The sequence below is a fragment of the Megasphaera sp. genome (assembly GCF_047831605.1).
GTDB classification, from domain to species: domain Bacteria; phylum Bacillota; class Negativicutes; order Veillonellales; family Megasphaeraceae; genus Megasphaera; species Megasphaera intestinihominis.
In genome coordinates this window covers 1298932-1323012 of record NZ_CP181255.1, presented here as the reverse complement: position 1 = coordinate 1323012, position 24081 = coordinate 1298932, and the positions used below count along the sequence as shown (strand labels likewise).

Below are 24081 nucleotides of genomic sequence, written 5' to 3'. Positions count from 1 at the left end.
TCACAACCAATTTTTTTCTATTTCCCGCTGCAACTCTTCAAACATGGCGATGTACTTTTCCTTGCTGTCCTTGATGATATTATTGGCAATTTCTTCATTATAAGAATGGGCCACATTGTTCCGGTCCCGCAACGCCTCCAGCCAGCAATCCTCATCGTCAATCAGATTGGCCTGATAAGCCATTTTGATAATCGCCCGCGGTGACCCTATCTTATGCTGGCTATAGCCATTGTTTTCCAATACTTCTTTCATGGCTTTCCCAGCCTGTTCAAAGCAGATTTCATAAAGGGAAACCATTCCCGTTTGGACGACCGTCGAATAAGGCGGTATTTCTTTTTGTATTTCTTTGAGGTTATTCAAGGCTTTGCAGAAATTCTCATACTTTTTCATATATAACAACTCCTTCCCGTTGGATAGCGGCTCGTAGTTCGGGCTGGACCGGTTCATCTAAATCGACGACATCGAACATGAGCAGCGTCGGTATGACCTCGTCGACATCGAGAGAAAACCGCGTGAGATTTCCACCGCAGACAGCCAGGTCAATATCACTGCGTTCCCAATTATCGCCACGGGCACGGGAGCCAAAAAGAATGACTTTTTGAATATCGTATTGTTTAGCCAGAGCGATGATGCCCTCTAAAATCGGCTGCGCTAAGTCCATCGTGTTCACCCCTTTTTACATCAATTATAGCATGAAAAAAGGGCTTGCCGCACGTGCGACAAGCCCTTTTTAGTGGTTCGTGGCTCGTATAATGGCTCCCCTTATAGGGGAGCTGTCAGCTACAGCTGACTGAGAGGTTAAACCTCTCCGGCCCTTCGGGCCACCTCTCCTAACAGGAGAGGCGGGCCGCCCTCTGGGACGGCCCCTACGAAGCCACGAACCACTAGCCACTAGCCACGAAACTACATCTTGCTGTGGTCCATCTGACTGTGGTCCATAGGCATATTGCCGTTCATCTGCATCTGCATGTTCTGTTTCGGCGGGACGTAGCCTGCGAGCTGCGGGTCGGCCATGCCGAAGACCATGGCTAAATGGGTGAACAAGACGAAGAGAATCATGAGGACGATGTGTTTCTTGATTTTTGCCGTTGTATCGAGGCCCTTAAAGATGATGCCCAATTCCTGCAAGAGGATGAGGACGGCCGGGATGACGCCCAGGACATAGGCCCAGATAGAAATGTAATCAATCGGGCCGCGCCACTGGATAGTCGGCACGTAGGATGTGACGATGTATACTGTAGCTACGATGAAGAAGACACCCAGGATGAGGCCGCAGACGTGGCTCAGGCTGTCCCATTTTTCACTGCGGCTGTCCTTGTAGAGCAAGGAAAAAGCACCGGCAGCCAAAATCGTTTCGGCCAGTACCATCGGTACGAGCATGAAGAGAATCAAAAACCAAGGTTCATAGAGCGATAAGAGTTCCATGTAGTGAGTCATTACCATATTGTTTTCCCCCTTTGATTAGAACGGCTTACTGTTGAGCGCTATAGGCAGGGCAATCCTGACGGCCCTGACAACCGCGCTGGCCATCAGCCCGGCAGCCGCGGCGCGGTCCCTGGCAATAGCCATTTCCAGTATAGCAGTTATCCTGGTCATCATAGCAGGCACGCGGTCCCCGGCAATACCCGTTACCGTTGTCATAACACGTATAGCCCGGGCCGTAAGTCCCTGACGATGAACCATCTGAAGCAGCTGGTGTCGCTGCAAAGGCGGAAAAACCGGCAATCACTACGAGTGCAGCCAATCCGGCTAAGATTTTTTTCTTCATCACGAAAACCTCCTTTGTAGTACCCCTCTGTTTATGCTTCTACTATACCAGAGGGGTGCGAAAAAGATGTGGAGGAAATGTGAAGATAATGTGAAGATTTCCTTAGCCCAAGATGACGTTATCGATGAGACGCGTCTTGCCGATGCGGACGGCGATAGCCAACAGGCTTTCCTGGTCGACCGTCGCAATCGGTTTCAAGGCCGGGAAGGAGAAGAGATCGACGTAGTCGATAGAAGCCATCGGTTCCGACTGGATTTCCTTGGTCACGATGGATTTCAGTGTTTCTACATCCTTTTCGCCGCCTTCATAAGCGGCTTTGGCTTTGCGCAGGCTGCGGGACAGAACCAGGGCCGCCTGTTTTTCTTCCGGCGAAAGGTAAGCATTGCGCGAGCTCCGGGCCAGACCGCTTTCTTCGCGGACGATGGGGACCATATTGATGTGGACCGGGATATTGAGGTCGCTGACGAAACGGCGGACGACGACGACCTGCTGGGCGTCTTTCTGACCGAAGAAGGCTTCATCGGCGCGGGTAATGTTCATCAATTTCGTGACGACCGTAGCGACGCCGCGGAAATGGATAGGCCGCTGAGCCCCGCAGAGTTTATGCGTAATGTCGCCGTCGACATTGACATAGGTGCAGCAGCCTTCAGGATACATTTCCGACGGTTCCGGATGGAAAACGGCATCGACGCCGACGCTTTCCAATTTCTGGCAGTCTTCATCGAAGCGACGCGGATAAGCATCATAGTCTTCGTTCGGGCCGAACTGGGTCGGATTGACGAAGACCGAAGCGATGACGACGTCGCATTTGGCCTTGGCAGCCCGCATCAGGGTCAGATGACCTTCGTGGAGCGCACCCATAGTCGGGACCAGGCCGATAACCTTACCAGCCTTTTTCTGTTCACCAGCAAATGCCTGCATTTCTTTGACAGTACGGAAAATTTTCATGATTGTAAGACTCCTTTGAAATATGAATTAATGAGTAGGAACACTCGATTTATCGACAGACAGGGCACGAGCCTTTTCTTCGGCTTTTTCATCGCGGCGCGAGAAGAAATTGGCCACGATGGACCCGGAAATATTGTGCCATACGCTGAAAATAGCGCCGGGAATGGCCGCTGCCGGGTTGAAATATAAGACGGCCAAAGACGCAGCCATGCCGGAATTCTGCATGCCCACTTCGATGGCTACGGTCCGGGATTTACGCGAATCGAGGCGGAACAATTTGGCCATGCCATAGCCAAGGGCCAGGCCAAAGACATTGTGCAAGATGACGATAGCCGCCATGAGCAGGCCGACGTCAAAGAGACGCGATGCACTGAGGGATACAACGCAGCCGACGAGGATGACGATAGTCGCTACCGATACGACGGGCATGGCCGGCAGGACTTTTTCGACGCCGCGGGCGAAGAAATGATGAGCCGCCAAACCGAGCAGGACCGGTACCAGGACCATTTCCGCAATGGAAATCATCATGGATACGAAGGAAACATGGATCCAGGCGCCTGCCAGGAACCAGGTCAGGGCCGGCGTCACGATAGGCGCCAGGAGCGTCGTCGACATGGTCATCGAGACAGACAGGGCGACGTCGCCTTTGGCCAGATAAGAGATGACATTCGATGCCGTCCCGCCCGGGCAGGTCCCGACGAGGATGACGCCAATGGCCAGTTCCGGCGGCAGGGCAAAGAGGCGTACCAGGGCCCAGGCCACGAAGGGCATGATGAGGAACTGAGCGACGACGCCGATGAGGACTTCCCACGGCCGCTTGAAGACGGTCTTGAAATCCTGTACAGTCAGGGTCATGCCCATGCCGAACATGACAATCCCCAGCAGCCAGCCAACGTACGGGCCGACCCATTGCAAGGTCTGGGGCCATACGACGCCGACAATACCGATGAGGACGACGAAAATGGCCATGTTGTTTACCAGAAAATCACAACACTTTTTCAATAAAAAAACCTCCCTATGAGAATCTGGGGCAAAAGAAACAAAAAAAACACCTTCCGGCACAGACCGAAAGGTGTCTAAGCGACAAACGTCCATAGTGGCAGGCGAAATTGTGAAAAATCCCACGTATTTCAGCACTACCAACAAATGATGAGCCATCCTTTCTGTCTCGGTCCAAAGCAGATCCAAGCAGATGAAAAAACCATCTTGAAAAATATCCGAAAAAAGTATAACTCACGATACGTGATGTTATCTTTTGCCTCGGCCGTATCATACCATATTTAGGAACGCGATGCAATGGCGTTTCTCAGTCACATTAATATGCCAGTAAATTGTATACGGAAGCATAATAGACCTCAAGCATTTTCCAGTTATACGGAATTCGGCAAAATAAAGTGACGTTTGGAGTCAAAACTTAAATTTCATAGGATAATTACAGAATAATAGCAATGTACTTGATATTGTATAAAAAAAAATCAGGGCCTATTCCGTTTATGCCAAAAAAAGTACATTTCATGTCACGGAGGAATTTTTAAGCATCAACACGAGTTATAATACACTTGCAAAAGGATGATTGTTCCCTTACCGTGAACAGAAAGGAGGTACCTATGTTGAGAATTGCCCTCTGCGATGATTTACAAGACCAGTTGGAAATCATGAAAACAGCCGTACAGACTTATTACCAGAACAAAGCCTCGAATATCGAGATATACGCCTATAACAACGCCATGAACTTTGTAGACGCCGTGGAAGAAAGGAAAGATTTCGACATCATCTTGTTGGATATCTGCATGCCCGGCCTGCTGGGAACCGATATCGCCCGTGAAATGAGAAAACAGAAAAGTCAAGCCGAAATCATCTTCCTGTCGACAAGTGACGAATTCGCCGTCGAAGCCTTCGACGTCCGGGCCGCCCATTACCTGACCAAGCCGTTTACACAAAAACAATTCGACCAGGCCATGGACCGGGTCATGGACACGATACGCCAGCGGCACAGCAAAAAGATCCTCTTTCGCCTCGTCGGCGGCGGCATCCAGGTCGAAGAAGTCAACAACCTGCTCTTCATCGAAAGCAACGGCCATGTCCAGCAAGTCCACACCTATGACGGCTCCATGTTGGAAACGCGCCAATCCCTGTCAGCCCTGCTGCAGACCTTTGAATCCATCGTCCCCGGCCAGTTCGTCTCTCCCGGAAAAGGTTATATCGTCAACCAGTCTGCAATTCACATCATAAAGAGTGAGTACATCGAAGTGAAGGGGCACAAAATCCCCCTGGCCAAACGAAAATATCGCCCAGTTCCAGGAAGATTATTTCAAATTCATTTTCCAAAAAGACGCATAAAAATCCCAAAAATTTCAGCATTTCCGGTACCTTATTATTTTTGTACGCAAAATTAAGGTCCCTGTCAAATCTTTATACAGAAAGGGTGCGAAAATATGAATAAGATATTTAAAGTCATCTGGAGTAAATCAAGAAATTGCTACGTCGTAGCATCGGAATTAGCCAAAAGCCATACCAAGGCCTCCAGCACAGGCGATAAGACCAGACGCCTGGCCCTGGCCGCCATCACGGCCCTCATACTCCTCCCGGTCGGAGGGTTTTAGCTATGCAGCGGATGCCACCATAATGGTGGAACCGGTTGGCACTGGTTCTACTACGGCAGTAGAAGTTTATACCAAAGAAGGGATAGATAAAGGGCAAGAAAGCCTGCAGAAAGATATTCAAAAATTTAGTAAGGAAGTTCAAAATGAACTCCTTTCGATAGGTGAAAATATTCAAGCGACGGATGGGGCATATGTTGATGCTTTTAAATCTGTGGGCGAGAACCTGAATGCGCTGGATACGCAGGTCAAAGCCAATGCTGATGCCATTAATGAAGAAGCACTGAAACGGAAATACTCTGTGACGAATCTGGAAAAGGCAGATGCCGCTGAAGCTGCTGCCCGGGAAGCTGCCGATACGGCTCTGGATACCCGGATCACCAATGTGAAGGAATATCTGGAAAAACAGACATCTGATAACTATGTGAGCAAGGACGATGCCGCCGTACAGGATGGGGCTATCGTGAGAGCCGCCAATACCATTGGCGAAAACGTGGCGCTGCTGGATAAAGGTCTGGCAGACGAAACGGCTGCTCGGCTGGGTGCAGATGCAGCCCAGGATAAGGTCATCCAGCAGGTCAACCAGAATATGGTGGATGGGTTCAACGCCCTGAGCCAGGCTGATGCCAATGAATGGGCAGGCCGTGTGGCAGCTGATACCAAACTGGCAGAAGCGGTCAATGGCGGACTGAGCCTGAGTGACAACAATGTACTGCAAAAGAACACCACCACGGTGAACAAGGATGGGACTGTCAGCACTTCCAAAGAAGCGGCGACTACCCTGGTTATGAATGAAGGCAAAGAAAACCAGATTACCCTCAGCGAAAATGGCATCAAGGTTGGTACCAACAGCAGTGTGATGGATGCCAAAGGCGTCTATACTGGCGGGGATAACTATGCGGCAGCCCAGGCGGCTATGAATGCTGACGGCAGCATCAAAGGGGCCAACGGGAAGTTTACGGTGGATACTGATGGCAATGTTGCTTCTGGGAATGTGACTTCTACCGGAACGGTACAGGGCGCTACCCTGACCGATGGAACGGCCACCATCAGCAATGGCAATATCAAGACCAACGGTGGATTCATCCAGACCGGCGGCGGCAACGTGAATACCCAGGGCGGGGAAGTCCGTACCAATGGGGGCAAAGTAGCTACTTCTGGCGGCGAAATCAACACTGGATCCGGCAACATCAAAACCGTAGGCGGCGATATCCTGACAGCCGGCGGCAAACTGAATACCAGCGGCGGAGATATCGTGGCAGGGACCGGGAACATTTCCGGCCAGAATATTACAGCCAGCGGAGTACTGAGCGGTGACAGCCTTACGGTAGCCAAAGGCATGACAGGGCACAACCTGACCCTGACCGGTGGAGACCTGGATGCAGGGGCTGGCACCATCAAGACTACTGGAGAAGTTGATGCAGGTACCCTGAACGTAAGTGGTAAAGCAACTGTGAAAGATTGGGAAGTCCAGGGTGAATTCAATGCCAAGACGCTCTCCAGCAAACTGGATAAAAACAATTATACCGAAATTCATGGCGGGAATGTGACTTCTGTCAATAGCAAAGTAGATACCACGGATGGAAAAACCTATACCAGCACTTCTACTTTGACGGAAAAAGGTAAGACCGAAACAGCTTCCAATGGAATCAACAGAAATGTGGAAAAGATGAATGCAACGGAATCCAGTAATGTCATTACCAATGATGCCAATGGCAAGACTTCCACATTCGAACAGCACGTCGATGAAATCCTCAATCAGATTAATTCGTCTGATACGGTATTCTCCAAAGTGGATCAGAAAGTAGATAACATCACCAGCGAAGTCACCGATGGAACCAACACGACTTCTTCCACCCAGACTACGACGGATATTACCAATACGGCCACAAATGGCACTATTTCCAATAATGCCAAAGAACTGACAAACACAGCTTCTGACAGCATTACCAACAAAGCAGAGAATGGCAATATCAGCAACATTGCTTCCAACGGCACTATCAGCAATGAAGCGAAGACTATTTCCAACAAAGCTGCTGAAGCGATGACCAATGATGCAAAAACCATTACCAATACGGCCAGTGAATCTGTAACCACCCAGATTGGCGACGGTTCGGCAGTTCAGAGTGTGATGAATGAAAGCGGCATCACAAACAATGCAACAGATAAGACGGTCGCAACCAATGCCAAAGATATCCTGAATACTGCAACCGGTAATATTACCAACAGCGCAGCTAATGGAACCATCACCAATACGGCTAAAGACCTGGTGAACACAGCAACCGGCAATATGACCAACACCGTTGGTGGAGAATTGAAGACCACTGTCACCGGCAAGGTCACGGAAGACTACAAGTCCGACCTGGATACCAAGGTAGGCGGAAACCAGACCACGACCGTGACCGGCGACAGCAGCCTGACAGCAGAAAGCATCACCAACGAAGCAAAGAACAAGATCACCAACAAGGCTATTGATGTAGAAACGGATGCTTCCAGCTCCATTGTCAGCAAGGTTTCCAACGAGTACGGCTCCAACACTTCCACCCAGTTGTCCTATCAGACTAAAGAAGAAATGAGCCAGGTCGATGGCAAGACCGCTTCCTATCTCCGGGGCGCAGCAGAAGAAAAATCCCAGCTCACCGATGGGGATAAGAAGACCACCATCGACACCATTGCCGGCCAGACCAACACCACCGTTGTGAACCAGGATGCCATGAGCCTGGCCTCCTCCATCACTGACGGGACCAAGGCCAACAACACCAACAGCACCGTGGACAAATCGGAACAGCTGATCAAAGCCAGCGATACCCAGTACAGCGCCACCACCAAGACGGAAGATGCCCTGGTCAACGGTTCCACCCTCATCGACATCGTAAAAGATTCGACAACAGGCATGGTCAGCAGTGCCGTAACGGATGGCAACACCAGTACCGGTATCAGTCAGAGTGCCAAAGACATCAGCCTGAGTGCTGCTGGCGGAACCATTGCCAATGCTGCTCAGAACATTACCAACACGGCCAGCGAATCCATTACCAATACCGTAGGTAAAACGACGGTAACGACGACGGACAGTGGAACAACCTTTGAAAACACGGACCACAATACGGCCATTAAAGAAGGGACCGTCACAAAGACCACCATTTCTGGCAACACGATTGAAACGGGTCAGGCTACGATGGATTATGCTGATGTCATGAAGGACCTCGGTGTCCATGGCAATGCAATGGTTGATCAGAAACTGACTGTCAAAGGCGATTCGGACCTGCAGGGCAATGCAAACGTTGGCAAGAACCTGACAGTCAACGGTACGTCTGACCTGAAAGGCGACGTCACCATGGAATCTAACGCTACGGTTGAAAAAGACCTGACTGTAGAAGGTACGACAAAAACAGAAAAACTCGTCGTCAACAATGGTGCAACCGTTACTGGCGGCACGACGACGGATACACTCCACGTCACCAGCACCTCTACCTTCGATGGCCAGGCAACCTTTAAGGATATTGTCACCATGGAAAAAGATCTCAGTGTCGGCGGCAACGCTACGGTTGCCGGTAGCATGACCGCTTCTTCCTATAAGGTCGGCGACAAGACCTACATCGATTCCAACGGCATCAACGCCAACGATCAGAAAGTGGTCAACGTCGCTCCGGGCCGGATTGCCGCTGACAGCACGGATGCCGTCAATGGCAGCCAGCTCTATCAGACCAATGAACGCGTCACCGGCGTTGAAAACAAGGTCAACAAGCTGGACAGCCGCGTCGACAAAGTCGGGGCTAACGCAGCGGCATTGGCCAACCTGCATCCCCTCGAATTCGATGCTGATTCCAAGTGGAACATTGCAGCTGCTGTCGGCGGTTACAAAGGCGAAACGGCTACGGCTATCGGCGCCTTCTACCGGCCGAATGAAAACGTCATGGTCAATGTTTCGTCGTCCTTCGGAACAGGCGAAAACATGTATGGCGGCGGCATTTCCCTCCGTATCGGCCAGGGTGGCAATAAGGCAAGACGCAATGCCACGAACGGCTTGACAGAACGGGAAAAAGCCCAGCAGAAACAGATTGATTATCTCACCAGCCGCCTCGATGCCCTCCTTTCGGTCATCAATCCGAATATGTCCAAAGACTTCCCGGATGTCCCGGAAAACCACTGGGCTTATGAAGCCGTCAGCAAACTCGCTGGCAACGGCATCATCCAGGGCTACGAAGACGGAAAATACCACGGCGAACGCACGATGACCCGTTACGAAATGGCGGAAATCATCTACAACGCCCTCTCCAAAGGTGCCAAAGCCGAAAAGAAACTGGTCGAAGAATTCAAACCAGAACTCCAGGCCATGGCCGCACAGAAAAAAGCATAGATTGAAAAAAAGGGCTTGTCGCACGGCGACAAGCCCTTTTTTCTCCTCCTTGTATTTTTCTTCGTTTTAGCCTATAATAACGTTAATTATTGGCATATTATGTTCCCATAGATGGAACTAAGGTTGCAAATTTTTAAATTTATAAGTCAAAGGAGGATGGAGAGAAAATGTCGATTCAATTGTGTATTGTCATCTTATACATCATTTTATTATTTGCCATTTCTTTCTATGTCAAACGCCGGGCCAGTCAGAACCCGACAGAGTATTTATTTGCAGGGCGCCAGTTTTCTACGGGCCTGGTCGCCGTCAGTATCACGGGTATGGCCGTCGGCGCGGCTTCGACCGTCGGCGTCGCTGAAAGCGCGACGAAAATCGGCCTGGCTGCCGGCTGGTACAATGCGGCCTGGGCTATCGGCGCCATCATCATGGGCTTTGTCGCTGCCGGTAAGTACCGTTCCCTGAACTGCACGACCATTCCGGAACTCTTTGAACGGAGTTACGATAAAAAAGCCCGCATCATCAGCGTCATCGGCCTGTCCCTGATCATGATCTGCATCACGTCCCTGCAGTACGTCGCCGGCGGTTCGATTTTACACGCCCTCATGCCGGATATCTTCTCCATGCACGCCGGCATGATCACCAGTGCCGTCGTCTTCGTCGGCATCACGGCCATCGGCGGCCTCTGGTCTTCCGGTTTATCGAATATCCTCAGCGTCACCGTCATTTACCTCGGCATCCTCTATTCCCTCGTCCGCATCCTTCTCCGCGACGGCGGCATCAGCGGCATCAATGCAGCCCTGCCGGCAGCGGATTTTAACTGGTTCTCGCCCATGGGCGGCCTGTCCTTTGCCGTACTCCTGGGCTGGATCATCGTCATGACGACCCAGGCCATCACGGCTCAGGGGCCGGTCCAGATTGCCTGCGGCGCCAAGAACGCCAAGGCAGCCCGCAGGGGCTTCATCCTCGGCGGCCTGCTCATCTTCCCGGTCGGCTTCTTGTCGGCTATCCTCGGCCTGGCTGCCAAAGCCCAGTTCCCGGGCATCAATCCGACCATGGCTCTGCCGCAGATCATCATGAGTCTCGACCCGTTCTCGTCAGGGATGACCCTGGCTGCCCTCTGGGCGGCCGATGTATCGACGGCCTGCACGATTCTCCTCGGTGCCGGTACCCTCATCTCTCAGGACATTTTTAAACGTTTTATCAAACCGGATATTTCCGAAACAAGCTACATCAAGGCCAACCGCCTAATCATCCTTATCATCGGCGCCGGTACGTTGTGGCTGGCCTTCAACGCCGTCGGCATCGTCAAAGTCATGCTCATCGGTTTGAGCCTGACGACGGCCTTCACGCTGGTCTTCCTTTGCACCATGTTCTGCCCGTCCCTGTGCCGCAAGAACACGGCCTTCTGGACGACCCTGGTCGGCATCATCGGCCTCTTTGCCTGGCAGCTCTGCCCGCAGATCCGCGTCCTGCCCCACGTCATTTATTTTGAATGGATCATCTGCATCATCACTCTCCTCGTCGTCCGCCTCATCGATAAGACACCTATCAAGATGCCGGAGTTGAAGGAGTAGCAGCAAGCAGTCAGCTGCTTGCTGCTCGTAGGGGCCGTCCTGTCAAGGCGACCCGCTTCGGGATATGTCCGATTTCTCCAGCAGATTAGCCGTAGCCGGAAGATTCGTACATCCCCAGGAGCGGGCGCCCCACGTGGTCTCCCCTACGAATCATGAATCACGAACAACGATAAAGGGCTTGTCGCTTGCGACAAGCCCTTTACTTTTTCCCACAAGATGGTATAATAATAAGCATAAATTTATTTTTATTCAATTTCTGGAGGGGATTGTATGGATACGAAAAAATTAGGTGCTGCTTTGCTTACAGGCGTATTAGCCGCTTCGATGCTGGCCGGCTGCGGCAGTGACAAGAAAGATGCTGCCAACGATACGAAGAAACCGCTTCGCGTCGCTACCAATGCGACGTTTGTTCCTTTTGAATTCAAGGATAACGACCAATCGACGGAATATAAGGGCTTTGAAATGGACTTGATCCGCGCCGTAGCCAAAGAAATGGGCCGTGATGTCGAATTCAACAACATCGCTTTTTCTGGTATCATCCCCATCATCCAGCAGGGTGACATGGATATCGCCGCTACGGGCATGACCGTCACCAAGGAACGGGCCCAGAAAGTCGCCTTTGCCGCTCCGTTCTACGAATCGAAACTGGTCATCTTGACACCGAAAAACAGCGGCGTCCATTCCGTAGCCGACCTGCAGGGCAAACAGATTGCCGTCCAGATCGGTACGACTGGCGCTAAATATGCCGAAGAACAGGGCTATACGATCAAACAGTTCGACAATAACTCCGAAGCCATCATGGAACTCCAGGTCGGCGGTTCGCCGGCAGCCATTCTCGACAAACCGGTTGCCGATTACTTTCTGACCCAGGACGGCAAAGATAAATTCGACGTCATCGACATCCCCGACACGAAACCGGAATACCTGGCCTTCGCCATCAACAAAGACAACAAAGAATTGTTGAAACAAGTCAACGACGCCATGGCCAAACTGAAAGAATCGGGCGAATTCCAGAAAATCTACAAGAAATGGTTCAACACCGATATGCCTAACCTCCCGACCAGCTCGGAAGAAGTGCTGAAGTAATGGTTATCAGGTCGTAGGGGCTCGCACGTGGCGAGCCCGCTTGGGGGGGTGTACGATTTCCCGGCCAGCCTGCTGAGAGTATCATCCAAATTCCTAACGGGTCGCCCACGTGGCGACCCCTACAATGCCAAAAAGCTCCCCTTCACAGGGGAGGCCGATGGCTAACGGCTAACAGCTAAAAAGGTCTTGTCGCATCGCGACAAGACCTTTTTTATTACTTGCTCAAATCAAGAGAGCGTACTTTTTCACGGAGCGGCAGGACCGACGGTGGGCTGACGGAGAGTTCGTCTACGCCCATGCGCAGGAACGTTTCGGTCAGTGTCAGGTCTGCACCGAGTTCGCCGCAGATGCCGACCCAGATGCCGGCTTTGTGGCCATTTTCGATGGTCATCTGGATGAGTTTGAGGACAGCCGGATGATGGGGATCGAAGAAGGCATCGAGCTGGGTCTGCTGACGGTCGATGGCCAGGGTATACTGGGTCAAGTCGTTGGAACCGATGCTGAAGAAGTCGACTTCCTTAGCCAGTTCTTCACTCATGACGGCAGCAGCCGGTGTTTCGACCATGATGCCGATTTCCATATCCTTATCGTAGGCAATGCCTTTTTCATCCAATTCCTGACGGACTTCGTTGAGGATTTCTTTGCACCGCTGTACTTCCCAGACGGAAATGATCATCGGGAACATGATAGCGATCTTGCCATAAGCCGAAGCGCGCAGGAGGGCGCGAAGCTGCGTCTTGAAGAGGTCGACGCGGGTCAGGCAGATGCGGATAGCACGCATGCCCATGGCCGGGTTTTCTTCCGGGTCGAGCTGGAAGTAGTCGACTTTCTTGTCGGCGCCGATATCCAGGGTACGGATGACGACGGTCTTGCCCTGCAGAGCTTCAGCCGCCTGTTTATAGGCTTCGAATTGCTGGTCTTCTGTCGGATAATCGCTGCTTTCGAGATAGAGAAATTCACTGCGGAAGAGGCCGATGCCTTCGGCGTCGTTGGCCAGGACCTGCGGCAGATTGCCGGGGTTGCCGATATTGGCATAGAGGTTGATCTTCTTGCCATCTTTGGTAACCGTCGGGACGCCGCGTACCTGTTCCAGAGCGGCTACGCGAAGTTCTTCTTCCTTCTGTTTCTGCTTCATGGCCGCCATGGTTTCTTCATCCGGATTGATGTAGACCGTGCCCGTCGTGCCATCGATGATGGCCGTCATGTTGTCGACGTCGTTGTGGAGCTGTGTGCCCGTGCTGACGACGGCAGCGATGCCCAGGGTGCGGGCCAGGATGGCCGTATGCGAGTTCGTGCTGCCTGCTGACGTAACAAAGCCGAGAATCTTATCCGTATCGAGCTGTAACGTTTCGCTGGGAGCCAGGTCATCGGCTGCGATGATGACGTGGTCATAATTGCTGAAGTCGATTCCCGGGCCGCCGCAAAGCTGTTGTTCTACACGGCGGGAGATGTCGAGGACGTCGGCTGCGCGGGCCTGCATATAAGCATCTTCCATGGAACGGAACATTTCAGCAAATTCCTGAGCCGTCTGGTCGACAGCGGCTTCAGCATTCATTTTTTCATCGCGGATTTTGGTTTCAATACCTTCGATATAGTCATCGTCATCAAGCATCATCTGATGGACTTCAAAGACAGCGGCTTGTTCTTCACCGACTTTGTCTACAGCCTTGACATACAAATCCTTGAGCTGGCCGATAGCTTCTTCGCGGGCTTTCTGGAAACGCGCGATTTCGGCATCGACGTCTTCGATTGGCCGTACGGCCGTAGAAATCGTATTACGATGGAACAGTGCCAGCGGTCCGATGCTGATACCGGAGAAGACACTTTTACCTTTTAACGTCAGCATGTACTTTCCCCCTCAAAGAAATTAGAAGTTTTCTTTCAAGAAGGCTTCTACAGTACTAGCTGCCTGTTCTTCGTCTGCGCCTTCTACTTGTACTTTAATCGTTTCGCCCTGTTTTACGCCGAGAGCCATGACGGTGAAGATTTTCTTCAAATTGCCTTTGCGGGCGCCTTTGAATACGCTGATATTGGATTCAAATTTCTTTGCTTCTTTGACCAAAAGGCCTGCCGGACGAGCGTGGATACCCTGGGGATCAGTGACAACAAATTCAAATTCTTTCATGACAAATTCCTCCTTTTAGGAAATATAGAAGATGAGATAAAGCTACATAATATAGTGTATACGATTTATAGCGATAACGCAATCAGTCTTGCGGACGTTTTTTGCGGAAAATACCGAGCAGGATAGCTGCGACGATGACACCGGCCACTAAGGCGACGATGTACATAGGCCAGTTGGTGATGACACCGAAGACGAAGATACCACCGTGAGGAGCCGGAAGGGCGCAGTTGAAGAGCATCGACAAGGCACCGGCGACAGCGGCGCCGATAGCGCAGGGCGGGATAACGTGGACCGGATCCGATGCGGCGAAAGGAATGGCCCCTTCGGTGATGAAGGACAGGCCCATGATGAAGTTGGTAATCGTCGACTGTCGTTCTTTCGGTGTGAATTTACCTTTAAAGATGAGCATAGCCAGGGCTATAGCCAGAGGCGGAACCATGCCGCCGACCATGACCGAAGCCATGATGCCCGAGCTGACAGCCTGACCGCTGGCACTCATGAGCGAGGCCGTACCGAAGACGTAAGCGGCTTTGTTGATCGGGCCGCCGAAGTCGATGGACATCATGCCGCCGAGGATGAAGCCGAGGACGATACGGCTCGATGTGGTCATGCTGTTGAGGACGTCGAAGAGCCACGTATTGAAAACAGACGTCGGCGGATTGATGATATAAGTCATGATGACGCCGATGAGGACCAGGCCGAGGACCGGATAGAAGAGGATGGACTTCGTGCCGTCCAGCGCTTCCGGCAGATGGGCCAGGGCTTTTTTCAGGAAAATGATGAGATAGCCTGCGATGAAGCCGGCAAAGAGGGCGCCGAAGAAACCAGAACCGCCTGTCGTTGCCAGGAAACCGCCGACGATACCGGGCATGAGAGCCGGCCTTTCACCGATACTCATGGCGATATAGCCTGCCAGGATAGGCATCATCATGCTGAAGGACAGGCCGCCGACATTTTTCAGGAAGGCAGCCAGCGGCGTGCCGCTGCCGAAGTTGGCCGTACCGGCGTTATCCATGTCGCAGAGGAAAGCCAGGGCGATGAGGATCCCACCGCCAATGACGAAGGGAAGCATATGGGATACGCCGTTCATCAAGTGCTTATAAATCTGACGGCCGACGCTTTCTTTTTCAGCGCTTTCGACATCGACGGCTTCCGACGACGATTCATTGCCCTGATAAATGGGTGCTTTGCCGTCGAGGACGGTCTGGATGAGTTCTTCCGGGATCTTGATGCCGTTGGCGACTTTCGTGAAGATGACCGGTTTGCCGGCAAAACGCTGGACCGGCACGTCTTTATCGCAGGCGACGATGACGCCGACAGCGCGGTCGATATCGGCCTGGGTCAGGTGGTTCTTGACACCGCCGGAACCATTCGTTTCGATTTTGATGTCGACGCCCATGGCAGCGGCTTTGTTTTCCAGGGCTTCTGCTGCCATGTAGGTGTGGGCAATGCCCGTCGGGCAGGCTGTGACGCCGATGACGTAGGGACGATCCGACGGAGCGGCCGTTTCCGTTTCAGCCGGTGCTTCTTCGGCAGCGGCTTCAGCGGCAGCTTCTGCTTCTTCAGCTGCGACTTGTTCGGCTTCGGCCTTGTCGATGATAGCCAGGTATTCTTCCGGCGTCTGGGCCTTCATCAGGTTGTCGCGGAAATCGTCGTCCATGAGCATACGGCTCAGACGGCTCAAGACTTCCAGATGGACGTTGGCACCGCCAGCCGGAGCGGCGATGAGGAAGAACAAGTGAGCCGGTTCGTCGTCGAGGCTTTCGTAGTCGACGCCGTCGCGGACAATCATCGAAGCCAGGCCCGGTTCGTTGACGGCTTCCGTCTTGGCATGGGGAATGGCGATGCCTTCGCCGATACCCGTACTGCCTTCTTGTTCACGGGCGAGGACGCGCTGCTTGTACAGCTCTTTGTCGTTCAGGTTGCCGCCGGCGGCCATGAGGTCGACCAGGTGGTCGATGGCAGCGGCCTTGTCGGCTACAGACGCATTGAGGTCGATGCTCTGTTTCTTGAGTAAATCTACAATACGCATTATTTCTCTCCTTCTCTTCTCAACTCTCTACACAAAAATGCGTGTTTCTTTATAAGGTAGCGTATACTTCCTTGATATCGTCTTCCGTAGCCAGCCATTCATGGAAGGCCGATGCACTGCCGGCGCTGATGCTCATTTTCAAGGCTTCCTGGAGGTCGCCCTTGGACGCTTCGAAACCGGCCAGGAACCCAGCGACCATGCTGTCGCCGGCACCGACGGAGTTGACCAGCGTGCCTTTCGGGGACTGGCGGCGGTAGACCTGGCCGTCTTCGCCGAGGAGCAGGGCGCCGTCACCGCCGAGAGATACGAGGACGTTGCGGGCCCCCATGGCCTGGAGCTGTTTGGCGCAGACGATGATTTCTTCATCCGTATGGAGGTCGACGCTGAACAATTCGCCTAATTCAAAGTTATTCGGTTTGATGAGGAACGGTCTATATTTGATGACATTCTTCAAAAGGTCGCCTGTGGCATCGACGACGACGCGGATATCGCGGTCCTGGAGGCGTTTGAGGATCTGTTCGTAAATATCATCGGGAATATCGCTGGGGATGCTGCCGGCCAGTACCAGGGTGTCACCGGCTTTGAGGGTATCGATCTGAGCCAGCAGGGCTTGCCGTTTTTCTTCGGGAATATGCGGTCCCATGCCATTGACAGCCGTTTCATCATCGGCGCTGACTTTGAGGTTGATACGCGAGCAGCCTTCGTCGAGGATGATGAAATCCGTATCGCCGCCGTTGATTTTGGCCAGGCGTTCAATTTCCCGGCCTGTGAAACCAGCGACGAAACCGAGCATCTTAGAAGGAATATGAAGGTTTCCCAGGACGAGGGACACGTTGATGCCTTTGCCGCCAGGATAGATCATTTCCTGTTCGGCCCGGTTGATGTCACCGGCCGTGAAGGTCTTCATGTGGACGACATAGTCTAACGATGGATTGAACGTAACTGTATAAATCACAGGATATGCACCTCCGTAATCTGCTGATAAGGCCGGTAATCGACGTGTTCTTCATCTTTGGCCGTAATCAGCGTAACCATTGATAAGTCTGCAAATGTAATGTGCGAAGATAAACCGAATTTACTGGAATCGGCCAGGACGAAGCGGTCTAGGCACTGGCCTACGGCAGCGCGCTTACAGACAGCTTCTTCATCATCCGGCGTCGTACATCCGGAATGGGGAGCGATTCCATTGGCTCCGAAGAAGCCCTTGGTGAAATGATAGCGGCCGATCATATCCCGCATATCACTGCCGACAATGGCTTCCGTATCGCCTTTGACCCGTCCGGGCAGGATGTAGACGCGGCTGCCGCTGCGCCCCAATTTCTGGGCCAGCGGGATGCTGTTGGTCACGAAGGTCGCTTCAGATTCGGCCAGGAAATCGGCCATCTGTTCCGTCGTCGAACCGGCGTCGAGATAGACGAAGTCATCCTTCTTGATCAGGCTGGCTGCATACTGGGCGATGCGGCGTTTATCGCTCATATGAATGGAATACTTGTCCTGCAGATTTTCCATATCCGCTTCATATGAAGAATCATCGCGCAGCGTCGTGGCGCCGCCATGGACACGGCGCAGGCGGCCTTCCCGGTCCAGCGTGAGTAAATCCCGACGGACCGTCGATTCGGAAATGTTCAGAAAACTTACTAAGTCCTGAACCGAAACGGCACCACTCGTATTGACAAGACGCATGATCTTTTCATGTCTTTCTTCTGTCAACATCGTATCACTTCCCTTTTTATCCTCCTTTGGCCTCATTATACCGTTATATTCAATCATTTTCAATCAAATTCATTCATTATAATCAAAAAGCAATCATTTTCGTTCATCTATGCGTCCGGCTCATTAAGTGATTTTATTCACATATGTAGGGGCTCGCACGTGGCGAGCCCGCAGTCCGCCGCGACATCACAGATGTCGCTGTAGGGGCCGTCCCAAAGGGCGGCCCGTTGTGGGAATCCCGTGAAATGCTGTTCGTCGATATCATTATTCGCAGTTCACAGGTCACAAAACCATTTCTCATAGACCAGTTGAGTATATCTCCCATTGTTCACAACGGGACGCCCAAGGCTCCCTTTATAGGGGAGCTGGCCGCCGAAGGCGGTCTGAGAGGTTAAAGAGCGTCCCCTACGCACAAGGCCATAGGCCGTGAATGATTTGCCGTTAATCCATAACGGTTCTGCCATAACATCGCCTATGGTAATGCGTTCATCGTTTGTCGTAAATCCATAACATCGCCTGGCTGCGATTCGTTCATCGTTCGTCGTCATCGAAAAAAAAGCTGCCGCATAGCGACAGCTTTTTTCGTTGTAGGGGCGACCCGTGGGGCGCCCGCGTGCGGCCCCCTACGACGAACGACCTACGATAAACGATCATCAGGCCTACGATGAACGATCATCCCCGTGCTTCTGCGACGCGGGCGATGCCGTGGCGGGTGCGGTATTTGAGGAAGAGCATTAGGGCCAGGGCGACGGTGAAGGCGCCGACGAAGAAGTACAAGGTGACGGCATAACTATTGGTATTTTCTTTGATGAGCGACAGGACCAGGGGGCCGGCAACGCCGGCAGCGCCCCAGGCCGTGAGGATGCGGCCGTGGATGGCACTGAGGTATTTCGTGCCGAAGAGGTCGCTGAGGTAGGCCGGCATGCACGAGAAGCCGCCGCCATAGCAGGAAATGATGAGCAGGACCAGGACCTGGAAACTGAAGGCGCCCGTAACGCCAGCCAGCTGCCAGAAGGCCAGGATTTCAATGACAAAGAAGAGGACATACGTAGCCGAGCGGCCGATGTAGTCGGATATGGTCGCCCAGGCAATGCGGCCGGCGCCGTTCATGAGGCCGATGAAGCCGACCATGGAAGCCGCTGCCATAGGCGACATGCCGACGACATCCTGTGCCATGGGCGAAGCGACGGACAGCAGGGCGATACCGCAGGTGATGTTGGTGAAGAAGAGCCACCAGATGGCGTAGAACTGCCAGGTCTTCATGGCCCGGCGGACGGTGAACTGCGGCTGGGCGTCGGCGTATTCGACGGAAGATTCTTTTTCGGCCTTGGCCGGAACGTCTCCGGCTGCCGGCGGAGCCAGGTAGAGCGACGAAGCCGTCATGACGACCATATAGACGCAGCCGAGGATGATGAAGTTAGCGACTAAGCCAAAATGCTGGACCAGCAGCTGAATGGCCGGACCGGCGATGAGGCTGGCAAAACCGAAGCCCATGATAGCCAGGCCCGTAGCAAAGCCCCGATTTTCCGGGAACCATTTGACCAGTGTCGATACGGGCGTGATATAGCCCGTCCCCAGGCCGACGCCGCCGATGACGCCGTAAAAAGCGTAGAGCATGGGCAGGCTTTGGGCATAGAGAGCCGCTGCCGTGCCGAACATGGCCGTGGCGAAGCAGGTCATGGATAAGAGGCCGGACTTGCGGGGACCGATTTTCTGGACGAAACTGCCCAAAAAGCCGGCCGACAGGCCGAGGAAGAGGATGGCCAGGGAAAAGGTCCACGTCGTTTCCTTGAGGGTGAAGCCCATAGATTCCATGATGGGCTTGGTGAGGACGCTCCAGGCGTAGACACTGCCGATACAGAGGTGGAGCCCCATGGCAGACAGGGCGATGAGCCAGCGATTTCGTTTCATTTAGACAACACTCCTTGTGAGGAGCCAGACTGGCGAAAAAAAATACCGGCCGCCTGGCTCAAGAATATGTAGCATACTCTTGCCCAGACGGTCGGCATGAAAATCTCCGTACAGTTCATGTGGTTACTCCACTTGATTCCGTCAGTCCTGTACGAATCTGCTGATGTGCTTATTATACGAATATGGACGGTGATTGTCAATATCCCTTTTTTAACTTTTAAGCAGCCGGCGAGAAGGGAACGTAAGGCTGGCTGGAAACAGCCGGCTTACTGGTCTTCGCCGTATCAGCTTTGGCAGCGGTTTTCGCAGTCGTCTTGGCTGCCGTTTTAGCAGCTGTTTCCGTTGCGGTCTTTACCGTTGTAGCTGTTTTGACAGGCGCTTTGGCCGCAGCCGTGGAAGCGGCAGCCGTAGCGGCTTCCTGCTTCTGCTGCGATGCCAGTTCAGCAGCCTGGGCCTTTTTTTCCCTGATATCCGACAATGTCTGGCCTGCCGGTGCCTGACGCAGGATATAGACGTTTTCTGCCGGTTCGACCGGTTTCAGGACGGAAAAACCATAGGCCATCAATTTCTGGGCATCGCCGAAGCGGTCGTCCGAGTTCATGATGGAAGCGATGACCGTCCGGCCATCCTGGGTAGCCGAAGCGACCAGGCAGGGACCGCCGGCGTTGGTCGTGCCGGTCTTGATGCCGTTGGCACCGGGGAAGCCGCTGGTCAGGAAATAGTTCGTCGTCGTGCAGTGCTTGGACCCGCCGTTGATATAGGGCATGTCGTATTCACTGTGGCTGACCATGTCGCGGAATTCCGGCATTTTCATGCCATAAGCGGCAATCGTCGCCATATCGCGGGCCGTCGAATAGTGATCGCTGTCCGGCAGGCCATGGGGATTGGCGAAATGGGTATTCGTGCAGCCCAGGGCGGCTGCTTTTTCATTCATCTTGGCGACGAAATCGGCCTGGGTCGGCGTAACCGTTTCAGCTACGGCAACGGCCGCATCACAGCCGGATACGGTCATCATGCCGGTCAGGGCATGGCGCAGGGTAATCTGGTCGCCAGGATCGATGCCCAGAACAGACGCATCGCTTTCGATGTTGTAGACGTCATTGGTGATGTTGAGGGGCTGGTCCATTTTGCCCTGGGCCTTGCCCAATTCGACGCCGAGAATACCGGTCATGATTTTCGTCGTACTGCCCGGATAGGCCCGGTCGTCGGCATTTTTCGCATAGAGCGTGTCACCCGTATCGGCATCCATGACATAGGCGGCATGAGCGCTGATTTCAGGTGGCTGCGGCGTATCGGCAAAGACGGCGGCCGACACAGTCAGGCAGGCGGCTGCAGCCAGACAGAAGATTCTTTTCAAAGACATAGCATACACTTCTTTCTCTATAAGGGATTTTTCGCAGCCATCTTGGGCTTGCGGGGATACTTTTTGGGGCTTTCCTTCACTTTCTCGATGTAAAGGACGGCGCGGACGTCATCGAGTCCCGGCAGGTGAACAGGTCGGACTTCGGCGATTTTGCCGCCCAGGATCTGCAAGGCTTTTTCGCCTTCTGCCAGTTCGTCTTCATACTGGGCCCCTTTGAGGGAAATGAAATAGCCTCCGGTCTTCACGTAGGGCAGGGCCCATTCGGCCAATATGTTCAGGCGGGCGACGGCCCGGCTGGTGACGATATCGAAAGCGCTGCGGTATTCCAGCTTATGGGCCATTTCTTCGGCCCGGCCGTGGAGGAACGACGCCGTCAGTCCTATATCGCGGACCGTGTTTTCCAGGAAGGTCAGGCGCTTTTGCAGGGAATCGAAGAAGGTCACGTTCAAGTCCGGCCGGTAGATGAGCAGGGGCAGGCCGGGGAATCCGGCGCCAGTCCCCAAATCGAGGACACGAGCGCCTTCTTTGAAATAAGCCGGGTCATAACAGGACAGGCTGTCGGCCATGTGCTTGATGGCGACGCCTTTCGGGTCGGTAATGGCCGTCAGGTTCATGACTTTATTCGTTTCCACCAGTCTTTCATTAAAAGCGCAGAACTGGGAAAGCTGCCCGTCTGTCACGGTAAGGCCCATGGCCTTCAGGGCCTGTTCTAATTCACTGCGAAACATGATTTTTTTCCTCCCGGCTGTGCTGTTCCAGTACGATGAGCAAGGCCGTGATATCCGCCGGGGACACACCGGAAATACGGCTGGCCTGGCCTAAGGACAAGGGCCGGATTTCATCGAGTTTCTGCCGGGCTTCGGCCGACAGGGTGTCGATATCGGTATAGACGATATCGGCGGGCATCTTCTTCTGTTCCAGGCGGTTCATCTTTTTGACTTGTTCCATCTGGCGGCTGATATAGCCTTCGTACTTGATCATGATTTCGATTTCTTCTTCCACGTCGGCAGCCAGTTCCGGCAGGTCGAAGACCGTCCGCAGGGCCTCGTAGTCGACATCGTTGCGGCGCAGGAGGTCGTAGGCCGTGATGGCCGTGTGGATGGGTGCCGTGCCCAGGCGTTCCAATTTTTCCAGATTGGCCTTGGACGGCGTGACGGAAATGGCCTGGAGGGCGGCGATGCCTTCTTCGATGGCTTTTTTCTTGGCCGTGAAGCGGTCATACCGTTCCTGCGTGACCAGGCCCAGGTCATAGCCTTTCTGGGTTAGGCGCAGGTCGGCATTGTCCTGACGCAGGATGAGGCGGTATTCGCTGCGGCTGGTCATGATGCGGTACGGTTCATTCGTCCCCTTTGTGACCAAATCGTCGATGAGGACGCCGATATAGGCTTCGGAGCGGGTTAGGATGAACGGTTCTCTGCCCTGGACCTTCAAGGCCGCGTTGATGCCGGCCATGAGACCCTGGGCAGCGGCTTCTTCGTAACCGCTGGTCCCGTTGGCCTGGCCTGCCGAGAAGAGGCCGGAAATCTTCTTCGTTTCCAGCCACGGCGTGAGCTGCGTCGGGTCCAGGCAGTCATATTCGATGGCATAGCCCGGGCGCATGATTTTGACGTCTTCCAGGCCCGGGATGGTACGCAGGAAGGCGTACTGGACGTCGGCAGGCATACTGGTGCTCATGCCCTGGACGTACATTTCTTCCGTCGATTCCCCTTCCGGTTCGATGAAGAGCTGATGCCGCTTCTTATCGGCAAAGCGGACGATTTTCGATTCGATGGACGGGCAGTAGCGCGGCCCGATGCCGGTGATGATGCCATTGCACATGGGAGCCCGGTCGAGGTTGTCGCGGATGATCTTATGCGTTTCTTCGTTGGTAAAGGTCAGCCAGCAACATTCTTTGTTGCGGTCTTTCCGTTCCGACAGGAAGGAAAAGGCATGACCGTCTTTGTCGCCTTCCTGCTTGGCCATTTCATCGGTCCGCAGGGTACGGCGGTCGACGCGGGCCGGCGTACCGGTCTTGAAGCGCATAAGCTTGAGGCCGGCCTTGACCAGGGACCCCGACAAATCTTCAGCCGAGCGCTGGCCGATAGGGCCGCCGGAATAGGTACAGGTGCCGATGATGATTTTCCCTTTGAGGTAGGTCCCCGTCGCCAGGATGACGCACTTGGCTTTATAAACTTCATCCAGTTCCGTCCGGACACCGGTGACGGCGCCGTCTTCGACGAGAAGGTCTGTGATCATGAGCTGCTTGACATCGAGGTGGTCCTGGTTTTCCAGGGTCTTGGTCATGGCCATCTGGTACATCTTCTTATCGGACTGGGCCCGGAGAGAATAGACGGCCGGTCCTTTGCCGGTGTTGAGCATGCGCATCTGGAGGCACGTCTTATCCGTATTGATGCCCATTTCACCGCCCAGGGCGTCGATTTCCCGGACGAGATGGCTCTTCCCCGGTCCGCCGATAGCGGGATTGCAGGGCATGAGGGCAATATTATCTAAGTTCAGCGTCGCCATCAGGGTCTTGGCGCCCAGGCGGGCACTGGCCAGGGCCGCTTCACAGCCGGCATGGCCGGCACCGATGACGATGACATCGTATGTATCGACTACAAACAT

20 protein-coding genes and 1 riboswitch are annotated in these 24081 nt (G+C 53.5%); of the genes, 5 read left to right on the top strand and 15 right to left on the bottom strand.

Annotated features, from left to right (window positions below; translation table 11 throughout):
* The 6 genes from ACFWUB_RS06305 to ACFWUB_RS06280 all read right to left on the bottom strand — a co-directional run bounded on the left by ACFWUB_RS06305 (window position 1) and on the right by ACFWUB_RS06280 (window position 3718).
* A complete protein-coding gene (locus ACFWUB_RS06305) occupies window positions 1-390 on the bottom strand; it encodes an HI0074 family nucleotidyltransferase substrate-binding subunit (protein WP_292108392.1) in 390 nt (129 codons plus the stop codon).
* Complete coding sequence (locus ACFWUB_RS06300; RefSeq protein WP_292108393.1) at window positions 377-661, bottom strand: nucleotidyltransferase domain-containing protein; 285 nt, start codon at window positions 659-661, stop codon at window positions 377-379. Before ACFWUB_RS06300 ends, ACFWUB_RS06305 begins: the two co-directional genes overlap by 14 nt.
* A gap of 242 nt (window positions 662-903) precedes the next feature.
* Entirely contained in the window at window positions 904-1443 is a 540-nt protein-coding gene (locus ACFWUB_RS06295) for a DUF6803 family protein (protein WP_292281651.1), read from the bottom strand.
* 28 nt (window positions 1444-1471) lie between these two features.
* On the bottom strand, window positions 1472-1768 hold the full coding sequence (locus tag ACFWUB_RS06290; RefSeq protein WP_020310289.1) for a hypothetical protein: 297 nt from the start codon (window positions 1766-1768) through the stop codon (window positions 1472-1474).
* Between the two features lie 102 nt (window positions 1769-1870).
* The gene (panC, locus tag ACFWUB_RS06285) at window positions 1871-2716 is read right to left on the bottom strand and encodes a pantoate--beta-alanine ligase (protein WP_416183665.1); all 846 of its coding nucleotides are present in this window, start codon (window positions 2714-2716) and stop codon (window positions 1871-1873) included.
* A 27-nt stretch (window positions 2717-2743) separates the two neighbouring features.
* Window positions 2744-3718, bottom strand: a complete 975-nt coding sequence (locus tag ACFWUB_RS06280) for a bile acid:sodium symporter family protein (protein WP_416183664.1) — start codon at window positions 3716-3718, stop codon at window positions 2744-2746.
* Window positions 3719-4323: 605 nt separating this feature from the next.
* Between ACFWUB_RS06280 and ACFWUB_RS06275 the strand changes: the two genes are divergently transcribed.
* The 5 genes from ACFWUB_RS06275 (at window position 4324) to ACFWUB_RS06255 (ending at window position 12333) form a co-directional block, all read left to right on the top strand.
* On the top strand, window positions 4324-5112 hold the full coding sequence (locus ACFWUB_RS06275) for a LytR/AlgR family response regulator transcription factor (protein ID WP_416183663.1): 789 nt from the start codon (window positions 4324-4326) through the stop codon (window positions 5110-5112).
* A gap of 39 nt (window positions 5113-5151) precedes the next feature.
* Complete coding sequence (locus ACFWUB_RS06270; protein WP_416183662.1) at window positions 5152-5319, top strand: ESPR domain-containing protein; 168 nt, start codon at window positions 5152-5154, stop codon at window positions 5317-5319.
* A 211-nt stretch (window positions 5320-5530) separates the two neighbouring features.
* Window positions 5531-9673, top strand: coding sequence for an S-layer homology domain-containing protein (locus ACFWUB_RS06265; protein WP_416183661.1), 4143 nt, complete (start codon window positions 5531-5533; stop codon window positions 9671-9673).
* Window positions 9674-9840: 167 nt separating this feature from the next.
* Complete coding sequence (locus ACFWUB_RS06260; RefSeq protein WP_416183660.1) at window positions 9841-11247, top strand: sodium:solute symporter family protein; 1407 nt, start codon at window positions 9841-9843, stop codon at window positions 11245-11247.
* Window positions 11248-11517: 270 nt separating this feature from the next.
* On the top strand, window positions 11518-12333 hold the full coding sequence (locus ACFWUB_RS06255; protein WP_416183659.1) for a basic amino acid ABC transporter substrate-binding protein: 816 nt from the start codon (window positions 11518-11520) through the stop codon (window positions 12331-12333).
* Window positions 12334-12547: 214 nt separating this feature from the next.
* Here ACFWUB_RS06255 and ptsP read toward each other — a convergent pair whose 3' ends face one another.
* The 9 genes from ptsP to mnmG form a co-directional block, all read right to left on the bottom strand.
* On the bottom strand, window positions 12548-14179 hold the full coding sequence (ptsP, locus tag ACFWUB_RS06250; RefSeq protein ID WP_292262080.1) for a phosphoenolpyruvate--protein phosphotransferase: 1632 nt from the start codon (window positions 14177-14179) through the stop codon (window positions 12548-12550).
* Between the two features lie 21 nt (window positions 14180-14200).
* Window positions 14201-14458: an HPr family phosphocarrier protein gene (locus ACFWUB_RS06245; RefSeq protein ID WP_020310281.1), complete on the bottom strand. Its 258-nt coding sequence runs from the start codon at window positions 14456-14458 to the stop codon at window positions 14201-14203.
* 82 nt (window positions 14459-14540) lie between these two features.
* Entirely contained in the window at window positions 14541-16490 is a 1950-nt protein-coding gene (locus ACFWUB_RS06240) for a PTS fructose transporter subunit IIABC (protein WP_292262082.1), read from the bottom strand.
* Between the two features lie 49 nt (window positions 16491-16539).
* A complete protein-coding gene (gene pfkB, locus ACFWUB_RS06235; RefSeq protein WP_416183658.1) occupies window positions 16540-17445 on the bottom strand; it encodes a 1-phosphofructokinase in 906 nt (301 codons plus the stop codon).
* The gene (locus ACFWUB_RS06230) at window positions 17442-18203 is read right to left on the bottom strand and encodes a DeoR/GlpR family DNA-binding transcription regulator (protein ID WP_020723853.1); all 762 of its coding nucleotides are present in this window, start codon (window positions 18201-18203) and stop codon (window positions 17442-17444) included. Before ACFWUB_RS06230 ends, pfkB begins: the two co-directional genes overlap by 4 nt.
* A gap of 672 nt (window positions 18204-18875) precedes the next feature.
* Complete coding sequence (locus ACFWUB_RS06225; protein ID WP_302754950.1) at window positions 18876-20114, bottom strand: OFA family MFS transporter; 1239 nt, start codon at window positions 20112-20114, stop codon at window positions 18876-18878.
* Between the two features lie 74 nt (window positions 20115-20188).
* Window positions 20189-20273, bottom strand: a riboswitch (ZMP/ZTP riboswitch).
* Between the two features lie 58 nt (window positions 20274-20331).
* Window positions 20332-21477, bottom strand: coding sequence for a D-alanyl-D-alanine carboxypeptidase family protein (locus ACFWUB_RS06220; RefSeq protein ID WP_292298255.1), 1146 nt, complete (start codon window positions 21475-21477; stop codon window positions 20332-20334).
* A gap of 17 nt (window positions 21478-21494) precedes the next feature.
* On the bottom strand, window positions 21495-22205 hold the full coding sequence (gene rsmG / locus ACFWUB_RS06215) for a 16S rRNA (guanine(527)-N(7))-methyltransferase RsmG (protein ID WP_302680963.1): 711 nt from the start codon (window positions 22203-22205) through the stop codon (window positions 21495-21497).
* Entirely contained in the window at window positions 22192-24081 is a 1890-nt protein-coding gene (gene mnmG, locus ACFWUB_RS06210; RefSeq protein WP_416183657.1) for a tRNA uridine-5-carboxymethylaminomethyl(34) synthesis enzyme MnmG, read from the bottom strand. The genes rsmG and mnmG overlap by 14 nt, the downstream gene beginning before the upstream one ends.

Excerpts from the sequence above, each read along its gene's own strand:
- ACFWUB_RS06305 (WP_292108392.1), bottom strand. The coding sequence starts at position 390 with ATGAAAAAGTATGAGAATTTCTGCAAAGCCTTGAATAACCTCAAAGAA.
- ACFWUB_RS06300 (WP_292108393.1), bottom strand. The coding sequence starts at position 661 with ATGGACTTAGCGCAGCCGATTTTAGAGGGCATCATCGCTCTGGCTAAA.
- ACFWUB_RS06295 (WP_292281651.1), bottom strand. The coding sequence starts at position 1,443 with ATGGTAATGACTCACTACATGGAACTCTTATCGCTCTATGAACCTTGG.
- ACFWUB_RS06290 (WP_020310289.1), bottom strand. The coding sequence starts at position 1,768 with ATGAAGAAAAAAATCTTAGCCGGATTGGCTGCACTCGTAGTGATTGCC.
- panC (WP_416183665.1), bottom strand. The coding sequence starts at position 2,716 with ATGAAAATTTTCCGTACTGTCAAAGAAATGCAGGCATTTGCTGGTGAA.
- ACFWUB_RS06275 (WP_416183663.1), top strand. The coding sequence starts at position 4,324 with ATGTTGAGAATTGCCCTCTGCGATGATTTACAAGACCAGTTGGAAATC.
- ACFWUB_RS06270 (WP_416183662.1), top strand. The coding sequence starts at position 5,152 with ATGAATAAGATATTTAAAGTCATCTGGAGTAAATCAAGAAATTGCTAC.
- ACFWUB_RS06260 (WP_416183660.1), top strand. The coding sequence starts at position 9,841 with ATGTCGATTCAATTGTGTATTGTCATCTTATACATCATTTTATTATTT.
- ACFWUB_RS06255 (WP_416183659.1), top strand. The coding sequence starts at position 11,518 with ATGGATACGAAAAAATTAGGTGCTGCTTTGCTTACAGGCGTATTAGCC.
- ptsP (WP_292262080.1), bottom strand. The coding sequence starts at position 14,179 with ATGCTGACGTTAAAAGGTAAAAGTGTCTTCTCCGGTATCAGCATCGGA.
- ACFWUB_RS06245 (WP_020310281.1), bottom strand. The coding sequence starts at position 14,458 with ATGAAAGAATTTGAATTTGTTGTCACTGATCCCCAGGGTATCCACGCT.
- ACFWUB_RS06240 (WP_292262082.1), bottom strand. The coding sequence starts at position 16,490 with ATGCGTATTGTAGATTTACTCAAGAAACAGAGCATCGACCTCAATGCG.
- ACFWUB_RS06230 (WP_020723853.1), bottom strand. The coding sequence starts at position 18,203 with ATGTTGACAGAAGAAAGACATGAAAAGATCATGCGTCTTGTCAATACG.
- ACFWUB_RS06225 (WP_302754950.1), bottom strand. The coding sequence starts at position 20,114 with ATGAAACGAAATCGCTGGCTCATCGCCCTGTCTGCCATGGGGCTCCAC.
- ACFWUB_RS06220 (WP_292298255.1), bottom strand. The coding sequence starts at position 21,477 with ATGTCTTTGAAAAGAATCTTCTGTCTGGCTGCAGCCGCCTGCCTGACT.
- rsmG (WP_302680963.1), bottom strand. The coding sequence starts at position 22,205 with ATGTTTCGCAGTGAATTAGAACAGGCCCTGAAGGCCATGGGCCTTACC.
- mnmG (WP_416183657.1), bottom strand. The coding sequence starts at position 24,081 with ATGTTTGTAGTCGATACATACGATGTCATCGTCATCGGTGCCGGCCAT.